This is a genomic window from Streptomyces sp. NPDC005931, assembly GCF_042871235.1.
Lineage (GTDB): Bacteria > Actinomycetota > Actinomycetes > Streptomycetales > Streptomycetaceae > Streptomyces.
This window is the reverse complement of record NZ_JBIAIG010000004.1, coordinates 313,686-328,405: the sequence shown is the minus strand read 5'-3', so window position 1 is coordinate 328,405 and position 14,720 is coordinate 313,686. Positions and strand designations below refer to the sequence as shown.

Below are 14,720 nucleotides of genomic sequence, written 5' to 3'. Positions count from 1 at the left end.
GTGCCACTCCACCGCACACCACGGAGGCGCCCGGCCCCGGCAGAACCCCCGCACAACTTCGCCGTGGCGAGAGCGAATTGTGCCCTACTACACGCCCTCCGCGTCCGGCAGGCAGTCAGTGCGGGTGAAGTTCGAGGCGGCGTATTGACCCGGCTGCAAGAATCCCCGTATGGGGGAGATCATCCAGCGGGACGGCGTCCTCACGGACGACGAATTCGCGGTGACGAAGGCGGCGGTCCTGCCGGGCTTCCGGAACGGCTCCCCGCCCGGCCCGGCACATCCGGCCTAATTCAGCAGATCCGGCTCGCTGCGGCTGATGTCCTGCCACAGCGGCTGGTAGTTGATCCATGCCACCAGATCCCCGCCCAGTTGCTCCCGCGTCGCCACCGCCTGCCGGTGGCCGATCAGCACCGGCCGGCCCGCCGCCTTCGCGGTGAGCTGCACCTGGCAGGACCGCTCCATCGACACGAACCACCAGGCCGCCGCGTCCACCGAGTCGCCCACGGTCAGCAGCCCGTGATTGCGCAGCACCAGTGCCTTGTGGGAGCCGAGCGCGGTCGCGATGCGCCGTCCCTCACCGGCGTCGACGGTGACGCCGGTGTAGGAGTCGTAGAGGCTGTGGTCCTCGTAGAAGGCGCAGCTCTCCTGGGTGATCGGGTCGAGCAGGTCGCCGAGGGCGGCCAGCGCGCGGCCGTGCACGGAGTGGCAGTGGGCGACGGCGACGACGTCGGGGCGGGCGGCGTGCACCTGGGCGTGCACGGTGAACGCGGCCTGGTTGACGTGGTGACCGCCTTCCACGACCTGCCCGTCCCGGTTGACGAGCACCAGGTCGCTGACGGTGACGTGCCGGAAGGGCATGCCGAACGGATTGACCCAGAAGCAGTCGCTGTACTCGGGATCGCGTGCGGTGATGTGTCCGGAGACACCGTCCTCGAAGCCGAGCCGCCCGAAGATCCGCAGGGCGCCGGCGAGCCGCTCCTTGCGGTGCCGGCGTTCGTCCTCGACCGACTCGTGCCTGGGTGGCATGGGGAACCGCAGCTTGTCGGTGGGCAGCGGCAGGGGCGGGGTGCGCCCGGGCCCGTGCATGAGTCCTCCCGCGGGGGGTGTGCTTGTGGTGCGGAAGTTACCGCCGTGCATGCATGGACGACAGATCTGTTCCGTAAAGATGCGGCACGCCTCTATACCGGACAGCGGATGTCCGGTATGCGGGGCAGACTCGGCCCCATGAACGCGAACTGGGAGGCCTTCGCCACAGCCGAGCCCGCACTCGCGAGGACCGTCGAGGCTCGCTTCGGCGCGTACACGCACCATGTCCTCGCGACCCTGCGCAAGGACGGCTCGCCCCGCACCACCGGCCTGGAGGTGCGGTTTCTGAACGGCGAACTGTGGCTCGGCATGATGCCGAACTCGCTGAAGGCGCTCGACCTGCGCCGTGACCCGCGCTTCGCGCTCCAGGCGAATCCCGGCGAGGGCACCGGCATGGGCGGCGGCGACGTGCGGATCAGCGGGCGGGCGATCGAGGTCGAGGACGCGGGGACCAGGAGCCGGTACGTGAGAGAGGTGGAACCGCCGGAGCCGTTCCACCTCTTCCGCACCGAGCTGACGGAGGTCGTGCGGACCTGTGTCGAGGACGACACCTACCTCGTCGTCCAGATCTGGAAGCCCGGAGAGCCGGTGCGCACTCTCAAACGGACCTGAGTCCTAGGGGCAGCCCCCGAAGCGGCTCACTCCCACTCGATGGTCCCCGGCGGCTTCGAGGTGACGTCGAGGACGACGCGGTTGACGTCCCGCACCTCGTTGGTGATGCGGGTGGAGATCTTCGCGAGGACGTCGTACGGCAGCCGCGACCAGTCGGCGGTCATGGCGTCCTCGGAGGACACCGGCCGCAGCACGATCGGGTGGCCGTAGGTGCGGCCGTCGCCCTGGACGCCGACCGACCGGACGTCCGCGAGCAGGACCACCGGGCACTGCCAGATGTCCCGGTCGAGACCGGCCGCGGTCAGTTCCTCGCGGGCGATGGCGTCGGCCTCACGGAGCAGGTCGAGCCGCTCCTTGGTGACCTCGCCGACGATGCGGATCCCGAGGCCGGGGCCGGGGAAGGGCTGGCGGTGGACGATCTCGTCGGGCAGGCCGAGCTCCTGGCCGACCATCCGGACCTCGTCCTTGAACAGCTTGCGCAGCGGCTCGATCAGCTGGAACTCGAGGTCCTCGGGCAGACCGCCGACGTTGTGGTGCGACTTGATGTTGGCGGTGCCGGTACCGCCGCCGGACTCGACCACGTCCGGGTAGAGCGTGCCCTGCACGAGGAACTCCACCGCGGGACCCTCGTCCGCGATGATCTCGGCCTGGGCCTGCTCGAAGACCCGGATGAACTCCCGGCCGATGATCTTCCGCTTCTCCTCGGGATCGCTGACCCCGGCGAGCGCCTTGAGGAACCGCTCCTCGGCGTCCACGACCTTCAGCTGCACGCCGGTCGCGGCCACGAAGTCCTTCTCGACCTGCTCGGTCTCGCCCTTGCGCATGAGGCCGTGGTCGACGTAGACGCAGGTCAGCTGGGAGCCGATGGCCTTCTGGACGAGGGCGGCGGCCACGGCGGAGTCCACGCCACCGGACAGCCCGCAGATGGCCCGCTTGTCGCCGACCAGCTCACGGATCGCCTCGACCTGCTCCTCGATCACATTGCCGGTGGTCCAGCTCGGGGAGAGACCCGCGCCCCGGTACAGGAAGTGCTCCAGCACCTGCTGGCCGTGCGTCGAGTGCATCACCTCGGGGTGGTACTGGACGCCGTAGAGCCTCTTCGCGTCGTCCTCGAAGGCGGCGACCGGGACGACGTCCGTGGAGGCGGTGACGGTGAAGCCCTCGGGGGCGGCGGAGCAGGCGTCGCCGTGCGACATCCACACGGCCTGCTCCTCCGGGGTGCCCTCGAAGAGGGTGGAGGAGGTCCGGGAGACGTGCAGGTCCGTACGGCCGTACTCACGGGCGCCGGTGTTGTCCACCCGGCCGCCCAGGCTCTCCGCCATGAGCTGGAAGCCGTAGCACATGCCGAAGACGGGGACGCCGGCCTCGAAGAGGGCGCGGTCGACGGTGGGGGCGCCCTCCTCGTACACGGACGAGGGGCCGCCCGAGAGGATGATCGCCGCGGGGTTCTTGGCGAGGATCTCCTCCACCGGCATGGTGCTCGGCACGATCTCGCTGTAGACCCGCGCCTCGCGGACGCGACGGGCGATGAGCTGGGCGTACTGCGCGCCGAAGTCGACGACCAGGACGGTGTCGGTGGCGGCGGCAGCGGGAGTCGCTGATGACACGGGGGCCTTCCGGCGGTGGGGCGGGGTCTCTGTGCAGGCCAATTCTACCGAGGTGGGCGCCGGACGGGTCCCGAGAGCCCGGGGCCGCCGCCCCGCCCCTCCACGTCTCACGATGCGAACCGGCTTGGACACCTCCCGCTCCCCGGGCATACTGACCACATGCTCACGCACCCGACCTTCGTCTTTACCTATGGCAACCGGCCCGCCGGCTGCCATGGTGGTGCTGCTTGAGCAACTGACAAGCGACTTCCCAGGCGCCCCGGGCCGACAAGGCCCGGGGCGCCTGTCGTTTCCCGGGTCCTGCCGTTCCGGGACGCCGCGCACACACCTCTGGAGTCCCCATGACCACCCTCGACGTGACCGGCGCCCGTACCTCCGAGGCCGCGGACCTGATCACCGGCGCGCGTGCGCGCATCGACGCGCTGGACGACCGGATCATCGGCCTGATCCAGGAACGGATGGCCGTCTCCGCCGTCATCCAGAAGGAACGCATCGCCTCCGGCGGCCGGCGGGTGAACCTCTCCCGCGAGATGGAGGTCCTCGGCCACTACAGGGAGGCGCTGGGCAAGCCGGGCACCACGCTCGCGATGACGCTGCTGGAGCTGTGCCGGGGCAGGATCTGAGGCCCGGTCGCGGCCCGCTCGCCCGGCATCCGCGTCCGGCATCCGCGTCCGGCGGTACGGACGTACACCCGCGCCTCACCCGGATCGACGCGTGACCCGCTCCCCGGCCGCCTCGTTGGTACCGGTGTCCGTGCCAGCCAGGGGCGGGCCCGAGAAGAACCACGCGTGGCTCTCGCCGGAGCGATGAGACGTGCGGATCGCGCCGTGCGTCGTGGGACCTCGCTCCGGGGAAGTGACCGGACGGCAGGGGACAGCAGCCCGGTCACCATGGAAACGGCCGGTCCCGGGGACGCCCGGGGCCGGCCGGCGGGCATCCCGGTTCCGGCCGACCCCCGGACGGCCGCGCCGTGCTCCCCCACGCGCAGGGCAGGAGTCCTGCGCCGTACCTCCTCCCCCACGCCTCCTCCCACGCTCGCCGGCCGCCGCTGCTCGAAGGCGGTGCCCTCCCGGAGACCGCGGCCGAAGCCCCTGCCGTCAGACCTGTGGCGTCAATCACATAAAGGTCGCGTGAAAGGCGCACAACCCTTCACAGGTTCCGCCGGTCACACATAGGCATCGAGAGCCACATCCGTTCCTGGGTGCGGTCTCCCCGTCAGTGCCGCGACGCCGCGCCACACCGACATACCGAGGTCTTCATGAAGCTTCGCCGCGCCATGGTCACCGCGGCTGCGACGGCCGTCATAGCGCCGCTCGCGCTCCTGTCCGCCCCTGCCGCCTTCGCGGACGGGCACGACACCCAGCAGAGCACGACCACCTCCTCGGACAGCACGCCGGCCCAGACCGGCGACCCGCAGCCGAACGACACCGAGAGCACCCCCTCGGACGACCGGAGCAGCCCGTCCGACGACGAGAGCACCCCCTCGGACGACCAGAGCACCCCGTCCGACGACCAGAGCACCCCCTCGGACGACCAGAGCACCCCGTCCGACGACCAGAGCAGCCCGTCCGACGACGAGAGCACGCCCTCGGACGACGAGAGCACCCCGTCGGGCGACCCGAGCAGCCCGGGTGCCTCACCCTCGCCGTCGGCCAGCGCGAGCACGCCCGCCGAGGAGGACGACTTCTGCCTCGACGACGAGAAGGGCGAGGCCCAGATCAGCGCCGACCTGCGCAGCGGACTGTCTGGCCTTCCCGAGACGGTCGTCGCCGGCAGCGGCTGGACGCCGTTCACGTTCAACGTGTCCAACCGCGGTGACGAGGAGATCAAGGGCATCAAGCCGTTGGTCGGTGTCGCCGCCGTCGGCTGGAACGAGGAGGACTACTCCGGCCAGATCACGCTCCAGGTCTTCGACAAGGCCACCGGCAAGTGGAACACCCTCGCGGACGCCGCGGGCGAAGGTGCCACGTTCCCCGCGTTCTCGCTCGGTGCGGGCCAGTCGCTCTCGTACCAGCTGCGCCTCGGCGTGAGCGGCAAGGTGCCCGACTCCATTGGCCTGACCGGTGGTTTCGCGTCGTACGCGGACGAAGAGGGCTGCTGGATGGCCGACGACCCGAACGGCTGGCTCTACTTCTTCGACATCCTGGCCGCCGGCTCCGACCCCGGTGAGCCGAACGACGCCAAGCCGCAGACCGGTGGCATGGGCGAGCTCGAGCAGGTCAGCGATGTCAAGGTCACCGGCAACCTCGCCGAGACCGGTGCCGGCTCGGCGCTGCCGATGATCGGTCTCGCCGGCGGTGTCGCCGTCGTCGCCGGTGCCGGTGCGGTGTTCATCGTGCGTCGGCGCAAGGCGGGTACGGAGGCGTGAGCACGCCGTACGTCGCTTCGCGTGGGACGTGGTGACGCTTCACGCAAGGAAAAGGGAAGAGGACCTGCGCTCGGAGGGGGGCGCAGGTCCTCTTCCCTTTTCCTTCCTTTGCTCGCACCGCGCCGGCCGACGTCGGCCGGCGCCGCACGCTCAGCTCTTCGGCGGCACCGTCGGCATCCCCAGGAACGGCAGCCGCAGTGCCCCGAACGCGTCCGCAGGGACCGCCGGGGACTTGGGCTCGACCGGCTGGAGGCGGCGGTAGGGCTCGTCCTGCCGCGGGCGCGGATCGGCCTCACCCTTGTTGGGCCAGTAGGACATCGCCCGCTCGGCCTGCGCCGTGATGGTCAGGGACGGGTTCACGCCCAGGTTCGCCGAGACCGCCGCGCCGTCCACGACCGAGATGCCGGGGTGGCCGTAGAGGCGGTGATACGGGTCGATCACCCCGGTGTCGCCGGACGCGCCGATCGGGCAGCCGCCGAGGAAGTGCGCGGTGAGCGGCATCCCGGTCAGCTCACCGATGTTGGAGCCGGCGAAGCCGTTGATCTCGGCGGCCAGCGCGGACGCTCCCTCCGTGGCCGCCTTGATCTGCTTCGGGTTGGGGGAACCGTGGCCCTGGCGCGCGGTGAGCAGGCCCCGGCCCACCCCCGACGGCTTCAGGTACGTCGTCAGGGAGTTGTCGAGCGACTGCATGACCAGGCCGATGATGGTCCGCTCCGACCAGCGCCGGTTGGACAGGGACCGCAGCAGCAGCAGGGGATGCCTGGCGACGTTGCCCAGCCAGCCCAGGACCCGCGCCGCACCCGAGCCGCCGCCCGCGTACGGGACCTGGAGGATCGACAGGCCGCCCATGGAGTTGGAGCCGCGGCCGTAACGCACGGGCTCGATGTGGGTGTTCTCGTCGGGGTGGATGGAGGACGTGATGGCCACGCCGTGCGTGAAGTCGGCCTTCGGCGCCCCGGTGATCCGGCGATAGCGGCGGTCGTCGGTCTGGGCGCCGACGAGGGCCTCGGAGTTGGTGCGGGTCAGCTCGCCCAGGCGGTCCGAGAGGTGCGGCAGCTGCCCGTTGGCCTTCATCCGGTGCAGCAGGGTCTGCGTGCCGTAGGTACCGGCGGCCAGGACCACTCGACGGGCCCGGAAGACCCGCCCGCTGCCCTTGCGGCGCCTGTCGGTCGGGAGCGTGGCGACGGCGTAACCGCCTCGCGAGTCCTCCGTCACCGACACGACGGTGGTCATCGGGTGCACGACCGCGCCCGCCTTCTCGGCGAGGTGCAGGTAGTTCTCGTTCAGGGTGTTCTTCGCCCCGTGCCGGCAGCCGGTCATGCACTCGCCGCACTCGGCACAGGCCCGGCGCGACGGGCCCGCCCCGCCGAAGTACGGATCGGGCACCTCCTCCCCCGGCTTCGCCTTCACCTTCCCGTCGGCGTCCCTGCCGTCGCCGAAGAAGACACCGACCGGCGCCATGTGGAAGGTGTCGCCCACACCCATCCGCTCGGCGGCGGCCTTCAGGTGCACGTCGGACGCGGTGGTCGTCGGGTTGAGACGCACCCCGAGCATGCGCCGGGCCTGGTCGTAGTACGGCTGGAGCTCCTCCTGCCAGTCGGTGATGTCCCGCCACTGCGGGTCCTCGAAGAAGGGCTCCGGCGGGACGTACAGCGTGTTGGCGTAGTTGAGGGAGCCGCCGCCCACGCCCGCGCCGGCCAACACCATCACGTTGCCCAGCAGATGGATGCGTTGGATGCCGTACATGCCGAGCCGGGGCGCCCACAGGTAGTTCTTCAGGTCCCAGGAGTTCTTCGGCAGGGTGGCGGGGGTGAAGCGGCGGCCCGCCTCCAGGACACCGACGCGGTAGCCCTTCTCGGTGAGCCGAAGCGCCGAGACCGAACCGCCGAAACCGGAGCCGACGACGATGACGTCGTAGTCGTACGCGGACTTGTCGTACGCCGACTCGCCGTACGCGGACTCGTCCTCCGGGGACTCGTCGTCCGGTTGGTGGAGGGAGTTCTCCAGTGACACGTGCTCTCCTCGTTGAAAGCCCCCGTTGGTGGGGTGGCCGGGCGGTCTAGCGGAAGCGGAACGCCTTCATCAGGCGCAGGCTCCGGCTCATGAACGCCGCGTACTGCTCGTCGTCCATGCCGAGCGACGGGGCCATGGGGAGCAGCCGCTGGTGGGCGATCGTCTGGGCCTCGGTGTACTTGAGGATGCCCTCGGAGCCGTGCCGGCGGCCGAGTCCGGAGTCCTTCATGCCGCCCATGGGCGACTGGACGCTGCCGTAGGCGGGCGCGTAACCCTCGTTGATGTTGACCGTGCCGGTGCGCAGCCGGGCGGCGATCCCGCGTCCTCGTCGGGCGTCCTTGGTCCAGACCGAGCTGTTCAGTCCGTACGGGGTGGAGTTGGCGCGTGCGATCGCCTCGTCGACGTTCTCGAAGCGGTAGACGGAGACGACCGGGCCGAAGGTCTCCTCGGTGCAGACGGCCATGGTGGTGTCGACGCCGTCGAGGATGGTCGGCTCGTAGAAGTAGGGGCCGATGTCCGGGCGCGCCGTGCCGCCCGCCAGTACCTTGGCGCCCTTGGCGACGGCGTCGTCCACGTGCCGGGTCACGGCGTCGAGCTGACGCTGTCCGACCAGGGAGCCCATGCCGGCGCCGTAGGACAGGGAGGTGCCGAGGCGTATCGCCTTCGTCCGGGCGACGAAGCGCTCCAGGAAGGCGTCGGCGACGGACTCGTGGACGTACAGCCGCTCGATGGAGATGCACAACTGGCCGGCGGAGGAGAAGCAGGCGCGGACGGCGCCCGCGGCGGCCTTGTCCAGGTCGGCGTCCTCGAGCACCAGCATGGCGTTCTTCCCGCCGAGTTCGAGGGAGACGCCGACCAGCCGGGCGGCGGCGCCCTGGGCGACCTCGCGGCCGGTGCGGGTGGAGCCGGTGAAGGAGACGTAGTCGGCGTGCCCGACGACCTCGGGGCCGACGACCGGGCCCTCCCCGAGGACCACCTGGAAGACGTCGGCGGGCAGTCCCGCCTCGATCAGCAGGTCACGGGCCCACAGGGCGGTGAGGCAGGTCTCGGTGTCGGGCTTCATCACGACCGCGTTGCCCGCGGCGAACGCCGGGAGCGCGTCGCCGACGGACAGCTCCAGCGGGTAGTTCCAGGGGGCGATCTGGCCGACCACACCGCGCGGGTGGCGCAGTTCGGTGACCTTCGTGAGGCCGGGCACGGCACCCGCGTGCCGCTTGGGCCTCAGGTAGGCGGCGGCGCGGCGGCCGTAGTGACGGGCGGCGACGGCGACGGCCTGCACCTCCTCGTGGGCGTGCAGCCGGGCCTTGCCGGTCTCCAGCTGGATCAGGTCGAGGACCTCGGCCTGGCGTTGGAGCACCAGGTCGTGGAAGCGCAGCAGGACGGCGGCCCGCTGCCGTACCGGGGTCCTCGCCCACACGGCCTGGGCGGCGCGGGCCGCTTCGAAGGCCCGTCGCACGTCCTCGGGCGTCGACTCGGGAAGGTCGGCCAGCTTCTCGCCGGTGAAGGGGGTGTGGTTGGCGGTGCTCCCGGACCCGACGACGCCCTTGGTGAGCCGGGCGACCAGGTCGGGTGTGACCACGTCGGCGGCGGTGCGGGCGCCCTCCGGGGCGGGGGCGAGGGGATTGGTGCCGGTCGTTTCCCGGGTCTGCGCGTCCGTCATGAGCCGCAGGGTATGCCTGAGCGCACGCTTTGTGTACCCGTCGGTAACAGATTCACCGACACCTCACACACCGCCAGTGAACACTGGCAACAAAGCCCCTGATCAGCGCGTTGTGGTCCGGGAAACGCCCCGGACCACGGTCAGAGCCGGTCGATCTCCAGGTTGGCGATCGCCGTCTTCGCCACCTCGCGCCCGCGCTCCGTGAAGTCCCCCTTGCCCGGGTAGCCGACGGTGAGCTTGTACATGTCGCCGGCGGAGGTCTTGTAGTAGAAGATCCGCAGCTCGCGGGGCAGCGGGTTCTGGCTGTCGTCGGTGGTGTAGACGACCGTGTTCTCGGCGGCCTTCTTCCCCTTGTACGTGGTGTTCGGCTTCGGATCGGTCTTCGGGTTCTCCGGCATGCCGAGCTCGTACTTGCCGCTCTCCCGGAAGCCGTCGTCGTCCTCGTACATCTCGGCGTCGGCGGAGCCCGCGATGGTGCCGGTGTCCTCGGCCTGCTTGTCGAGGGTCAGCTGGATCCAGATGCTGCCGCTCGCGTCGGAGTACTTGACCCAGTGCTCCTTGTCCGTCGTGCGATCGGGGCGGGCCGGCTTGTAGTGGCCAGGGACCGCGATCGTCGCTGCGAGGTCCTTCTCGGCGTGCTTCTCCCAGTCCTCGGGCAGCGGACCCGCGAACGGCTCGGCGATCACCAGGTACGCCGTCATCGCCGCCGCCACGACCGCCGCTCCCAGCCCGGCCAGCGTCCTGGGGCCGAGCACGATCCCCCTGCGTCCGGCCGCCAGGGGCGCGGGAACCTGGACGACCTGCGTGGGCTGCGGGGCGGGCGGGTTGGCGGCCGCTTCCAGCAGGGCGCGGACCTGGGCGGCGTTCGGCCGGCGCGCCGGGTCCTTCTGGAGCAGGCCGTTGATGGCCTCGGCCAGCGGCCCCTGCGCGGAGGCGGGCGGCGCGGGCGTGGCGTTGAGGACGGACTGGAGCGTGGCCGGGGTGTTGCTGCGGCGGAACGGCGAGACGCCCTCCGTCGCCGCGTACAGCACCACACCCAGGGACCACAGGTCCGAGGCGGGGCCCGGGCGCTGGCCCAGCACGCGTTCCGGGGCGATGTACTCGGGGGAGCCGACGAAGCCCCCGGTGTCCGTCAGGTTGGTCTCGCCCTCGATCTGGGCGATCCCGAAGTCGGTGAGGACGACGCGGTCGTACCGGCCGAGCAGCACGTTGTCCGGCTTGACGTCCCGGTGGAGGATGCCCGCCGCGTGGGCCGCCTCCAGTGCGCCGAGCACCTCCAGACCGACCCGCGCCGCCTCGCGTGCGGACAGGGTGCCCTCCTCCTGGAGGACGCCGCCCAGCGAACGGCCCTGCACCAGCTCCATCACGATCCACGGCCGGCCGTCCACGATCGCGACGTCATGGACGTCGACCACGGCGGGGTGGTCGAGCCGGGCGGCGGCCCGGGCCTCGCGGCGCATCCGTTCGAAGGCGTTGGCCTGTTCGCGTTCGGGAAGGTGGTCGGGGACGCGCGGCTCCTTGACCGCCACCTCGCGGTCCACCGTCTCGTCCTTGGCCCGCCACACCGTGCCCATGCCCCCGTACCCCAGCTTGGAGAGCAGCCGGTACCGGCCCGCGATGAGCCGCCCGGCGCCGGGCTCCTGCGAGGGCGGAGCCTCGGGACGGGGCCGGGGCTGGGCGCCCTGACCCTGTGGAGCAGGGTGGGCAGGGGTGTTGTGCTGCGCGGCGACGTTGGGGTGCGCCGGGGCGGGCGCGTGACCCGGCCGCGGGTCGTGGGCCTGCTGCGGGACGACCTGGGTGGGCGCCGCATAGGGGTTGTCGGGGTGCGGCACGGCCGCGGGCGGGTTCGGGTCGGGGACCGGGTTCGGCGGTTGCAGACCAAAACTGGTGGGCTCGTCGGACCCGTAGCGGGCTCCCCCGTTGTTGCTCATGGTCCATCCATACCGCGCCGGGCACCCACGGTTCCACCGCGAACGCGGTCCGGTCACAGACCCGTGACTCTCGACGGGACCGTCCGGGGCTTATCTCCGATTCATCCGATCACGGGAACGGTGTGCCGGTCGCCGAGGGAGCCGGTGCCGCGGGCGCGGTCGGCGTGGGCTCGGCCTTCGGCGTCGCGGCGGTCCTGGGCGTGGACGCGGGCGTCCGGGAGGTGGGCGCCCGGCTGGTGGGCGTCTCCGGTGCCGTGCTCGTCGGCGCACCGCCTCCGTCACCACCGCGGTCCATGAGCAGCGCCGCGGCCGACACGCCGGCCCCGGCCATCGCGGCGACGGCCAGTGCGGCCACGAGCACACTGCGGGTGGGCGGCCGGACGGGACGCTCCTCGGACGGGTCCGGCGACGGCTCACCCTCCGCCTCGCGCCACGCCGGGGGCCGACGGCGGATCAGGGACCGTGCCGCAGTGGCGTGTTCCAGGGGCGGTGACTGCGGTGTACGGCCCGTCTCGAGGAAGGCCCGCAGCATCCGCTCGGCCCCGTCCGCGTCCAGCCGCCGGTCGGGGTCGCGCTCCAGCAGAGCGCGCACGACGGGCAGAAGGGGCCCGGCCTGTGCGGGCGGCCGTATCTCGTCGGTCACGACCGCGTGCAGGACACCACCGAGCGAGTCGCGGCGGAACGGCGACTCGCCGCTGAGCACCGTGCACAGCAACGCACCCAGCGACCACAGGTCGGACTCGGGACCGCTGCGCCGGCCGGACATCCGCTCCGGGGCGGTGTACTCGGGGGAGCCGACGAAGGAGCCGTTCTCGGTGAGGGTGCTGGCGCCCGCGACCCGGGCGATGCCGAAGTCGGTGAGGACGACCCGGCCGGTGCCGTCCTCCAGCAGCACGTTGGCCGGTTTGAGGTCCCGGTGGAGCACTCCGGCCATGTGCGCGGCGCGCAGGGCACCGAGCAGGTCGATGCCGATGCGGGCGGCCTCGGCGGCGTCGACCGGTCCCTGCTCGGCGACGCGGTCGGCGAGGGAGACGCCGTCGACCAACTCCATGACGATGTAGGGACGCTCGTCGTCCTCGACGACGTCGTGCACGACGATGATGTGCGGGTGGCTCAGCTGGGCCAGTGCGCGGGCCTCCCGCAGCGTGCGGTCCCGCTGCCGCCGGGCCTCGGCGGCGGAGAGCGTCTCGTCCACGGGAAGCTCCTTGACGGCGACCCCTCGCTCGAGCAACTGGTCGGTCGCCCGCCAGACCACGCCCATGCCACCGCGCCCGAGCTTCACCTCCAGCAGGTAACGGCCCGCCACGAGGCGGCCGTTGCCGCGCGCGGAGTCGTTCCCGGCCTCCCCCTCGGTCCCCATGGGCCCATCATGCCCCACCGGATGTGTCCGCTCCGGTACGGCGATTCGGCCAAGCGGGGCCGGTGACGTCGCGCATGGCCGAATCCGGGCTGTGCGGTACGGGCTCGCGGTTGCTCCCGCGGGCCGGCCCGGGCCGATGATTCCTCCGGGTGTGCCCGTCGGGCAGCCCCGGGCCTTCGGCTCCTGCGGGCATGCCCGCCGGGCCCCGGGGCGGCGGCTCCTGGTGGGTGCGGGCCGGCGGGTCCGCCGGACCCGGGCCGTCGGCTGCTGCGGGTGTGCCCGCCGGAGCCGAGCCGTCGGGTTGTGCCGGCGTGCCCGCCACGCTGCGTTCCAAGCTCCGTTACGGTTCGCGCCAGCCCTGGAGCACCGTTTCGAACTGCTCGCGTGCCTCGGGCCAGTCCGCGGCCGGCGCGGCCATGTAGAGCGCGTACTCGACGCCGTCACGGGAGATGTACATCTGGTCGACCGCCCGGTAGGGCCCCGGGAAGTCGGTGTCCTTGGCCAGCGCGGTCCACGTGTATTCCAGTTGCGCGCTCTCCCGGTCCCGGTAGACGCCCTGCTCCAGCCGCACCCGCCGGTAGTCGACCAGCCGCTGCCCGATCTGCTGGTCCAGGTCGCTCAGGTGCTCGTAGGGGGCGTCGAAGTCGGGCGAGTCGTCGGCGGCGACGCGGATGAAGCGCCTGCCGCCGTCCGGCGTGTAGTCGACCTGGCGGGTCGCGTCGTCGAAGACGACACGTTCCCAGTCCGCACCGGGCAGGACGATGGTGAAGCCGTAGGGGTCGGTGCGCCGCACCCAGCCCTCCGGGAGACCGCCCGTCGACTCCTTCCCTTCTTTCCCACCGGTCTTCGAGGCACGGGGCGTCGGAGTCGGAGTGGGCGCGGGCGTGTCCGTGGACGTCGCCCGGGTGGTGCCGCGGCCCTTGTCCGCGCTCCACTGCTGGAGCACCGCGGCGGTCCCCCCACCGATGAGCGCGGCCAGCACCACGACCAGGGCGATCAGACGTCCCTTGCGTCTCCGCGGGCCCGCGACCCTCCCGTGGGGCGGCTGAAGGGCCGTCGGGCCGGTGCCCGGCGGGTACTGCGGCGGCAGAACTCCGGCGGGCCGCGTCTCGTGCGGCAGCGGCCGGTGCCCGGGCGGGCCGCCGGCCTGCGCCGGCATGGTGGGCGTGGTCGGCACGGTGGGGACGTAGGCCTGGGCCGCGTCCGGGCGGCGGCCCTCGGCCGCCTCGGCCAGCATCTGTTCGGCCTCCGCGGCACCGGGCCGGTCGGCCGGATCCTTGCGCAGCAGCGCGCCGATGACGGGGGCGAGCGGTCCGGCGTGCTGCGCCTCGGTCGCCTCCTCCTCGACGACCGCCTGCATCGTTGTCAAAGGGGAGGTCCGACGGAACGGCGACCTGCCCTCCACCGCCGTGTACAGGGTGGCGCCGAGCGCCCAGAGGTCGGAGGACGGGCCCGGGTCGTGACCGCGGACCCGCTCGGGCGCGAGGTAGTCCACCGAGCCGACGACCTCTCCGGTGCGGGTGATGGCCGTGTCGCCCTCGATGTGCGCGATGCCGAAGTCGGTGAGCAGGACACGTCCGTCCCGGGCGAGCAGGACGTTGCCGGGCTTGACGTCGCGGTGGAGGACACCGGCGGTGTGCGCGGCGCGCAGGGCGCGCAGCACCCACATGCCGATACGGGCGGCCTCCCGGGGCTCGATGCGGCCCTCCTCCTTGACCGCGTCGGCGAGCGAGTGACCCTCGACCAGCTCCATGACGATCCACGGGCGGCCGTCGTGCTCCAGCACGTCGTGCACCGTGACGACGGCGGAATGGTTGATCCGCGCGGCGGCCCGCGCCTCCGCCCTGGTCCGCGCCAGCAGCATGGCCTGCTCGCTGTCGGACACGTAGAGCGCGGCGGTCAGCTCCTTGACGGCTACCGCCCTGTGCAGCACCTCATCATGCGCACGCCACACCCGGCCCATGCCACCGCTGCCGATGGACTCGCCGAGCCGGTAGCGGCCCGCGACGAGCAGGCCCTGCATCTGATTCACGTTGCCCCGCAATGGTCTTGACAGGGTCAGGGTAAGGACCGGTCCGCATCC

At 71.9% G+C, this 14,720-nt stretch carries 10 protein-coding genes; 3 read left to right on the top strand and 7 right to left on the bottom strand.

Annotated features, from left to right (window positions below; genetic code table 11):
- Positions 1 to 285: 285 nt before the first annotated feature.
- Positions 286 to 1,086 (bottom strand): class II aldolase/adducin family protein, encoded by an 801-nt coding sequence (locus ACFYOV_RS12610; RefSeq protein ID WP_389086289.1) that lies wholly within the window; start codon positions 1,084 to 1,086, stop codon positions 286 to 288.
- A 138-nt stretch (positions 1,087 to 1,224) separates the two neighbouring features.
- On the opposite strand from ACFYOV_RS12610, the gene ACFYOV_RS12605 reads away from it, so the two are divergent.
- Positions 1,225 to 1,698 (top strand): pyridoxamine 5'-phosphate oxidase family protein, encoded by a 474-nt coding sequence (locus tag ACFYOV_RS12605; protein WP_389086286.1) that lies wholly within the window; start codon positions 1,225 to 1,227, stop codon positions 1,696 to 1,698.
- A gap of 26 nt (positions 1,699 to 1,724) precedes the next feature.
- Here ACFYOV_RS12605 and guaA read toward each other — a convergent pair whose 3' ends face one another.
- Positions 1,725 to 3,305, bottom strand: a complete 1,581-nt coding sequence (gene guaA, locus ACFYOV_RS12600; protein WP_389086284.1) for a glutamine-hydrolyzing GMP synthase — start codon at positions 3,303 to 3,305, stop codon at positions 1,725 to 1,727.
- Positions 3,306 to 3,646: 341 nt separating this feature from the next.
- Here guaA and ACFYOV_RS12595 point away from each other — a divergent pair, with 341 nt between their 5' ends.
- Both ACFYOV_RS12595 and ACFYOV_RS12590 read left to right on the top strand, forming a co-directional pair.
- Positions 3,647 to 3,928 carry a chorismate mutase gene (locus ACFYOV_RS12595; protein WP_389086281.1) on the top strand — a complete coding sequence of 94 codons (282 nt, stop codon included), beginning with the start codon at positions 3,647 to 3,649 and terminating at the stop codon, positions 3,926 to 3,928.
- Between the two features lie 635 nt (positions 3,929 to 4,563).
- Entirely contained in the window at positions 4,564 to 5,673 is a 1,110-nt protein-coding gene (locus ACFYOV_RS12590; RefSeq protein WP_389086280.1) for an LAETG motif-containing sortase-dependent surface protein, read from the top strand.
- Positions 5,674 to 5,823: 150 nt separating this feature from the next.
- On the opposite strand, the gene ACFYOV_RS12585 is transcribed toward ACFYOV_RS12590, so the two are convergent.
- The 5 genes from ACFYOV_RS12585 to ACFYOV_RS12565 form a co-directional block, all read right to left on the bottom strand.
- Positions 5,824 to 7,686: a GMC family oxidoreductase N-terminal domain-containing protein gene (locus ACFYOV_RS12585; RefSeq protein WP_389086277.1), complete on the bottom strand. Its 1,863-nt coding sequence runs from the start codon at positions 7,684 to 7,686 to the stop codon at positions 5,824 to 5,826.
- Positions 7,687 to 7,732: 46 nt separating this feature from the next.
- On the bottom strand, positions 7,733 to 9,346 hold the full coding sequence (locus ACFYOV_RS12580) for a succinic semialdehyde dehydrogenase (RefSeq protein WP_389086275.1): 1,614 nt from the start codon (positions 9,344 to 9,346) through the stop codon (positions 7,733 to 7,735).
- 140 nt (positions 9,347 to 9,486) lie between these two features.
- Positions 9,487 to 11,277: a protein kinase gene (locus tag ACFYOV_RS12575; RefSeq protein WP_389086272.1), complete on the bottom strand. Its 1,791-nt coding sequence runs from the start codon at positions 11,275 to 11,277 to the stop codon at positions 9,487 to 9,489.
- A gap of 109 nt (positions 11,278 to 11,386) precedes the next feature.
- Positions 11,387 to 12,637 (bottom strand): protein kinase, encoded by a 1,251-nt coding sequence (locus ACFYOV_RS12570; protein WP_389086270.1) that lies wholly within the window; start codon positions 12,635 to 12,637, stop codon positions 11,387 to 11,389.
- Between the two features lie 340 nt (positions 12,638 to 12,977).
- Complete coding sequence (locus ACFYOV_RS12565; protein ID WP_389087075.1) at positions 12,978 to 14,660, bottom strand: serine/threonine-protein kinase; 1,683 nt, start codon at positions 14,658 to 14,660, stop codon at positions 12,978 to 12,980.
- Positions 14,661 to 14,720 lie beyond the last annotated feature (60 nt).

Bases quoted from the DNA above. Each gene is read 5' to 3' on its own strand.
- ACFYOV_RS12590 (WP_389086280.1), top strand. From the start codon at position 4,564: ATGAAGCTTCGCCGCGCCATGGTCACCGCGGCTGCGACGGCCGTCATA.
- ACFYOV_RS12580 (WP_389086275.1), bottom strand. From the start codon at position 9,346: ATGACGGACGCGCAGACCCGGGAAACGACCGGCACCAATCCCCTCGCC.
- ACFYOV_RS12595 (WP_389086281.1), top strand. From the start codon at position 3,647: ATGACCACCCTCGACGTGACCGGCGCCCGTACCTCCGAGGCCGCGGAC.
- ACFYOV_RS12570 (WP_389086270.1), bottom strand. From the start codon at position 12,637: ATGGGGACCGAGGGGGAGGCCGGGAACGACTCCGCGCGCGGCAACGGC.
- ACFYOV_RS12605 (WP_389086286.1), top strand. From the start codon at position 1,225: ATGAACGCGAACTGGGAGGCCTTCGCCACAGCCGAGCCCGCACTCGCG.
- ACFYOV_RS12610 (WP_389086289.1), bottom strand. From the start codon at position 1,086: ATGCACGGGCCCGGGCGCACCCCGCCCCTGCCGCTGCCCACCGACAAG.
- ACFYOV_RS12565 (WP_389087075.1), bottom strand. From the start codon at position 14,660: ATGCAGGGCCTGCTCGTCGCGGGCCGCTACCGGCTCGGCGAGTCCATC.
- ACFYOV_RS12575 (WP_389086272.1), bottom strand. From the start codon at position 11,277: ATGAGCAACAACGGGGGAGCCCGCTACGGGTCCGACGAGCCCACCAGT.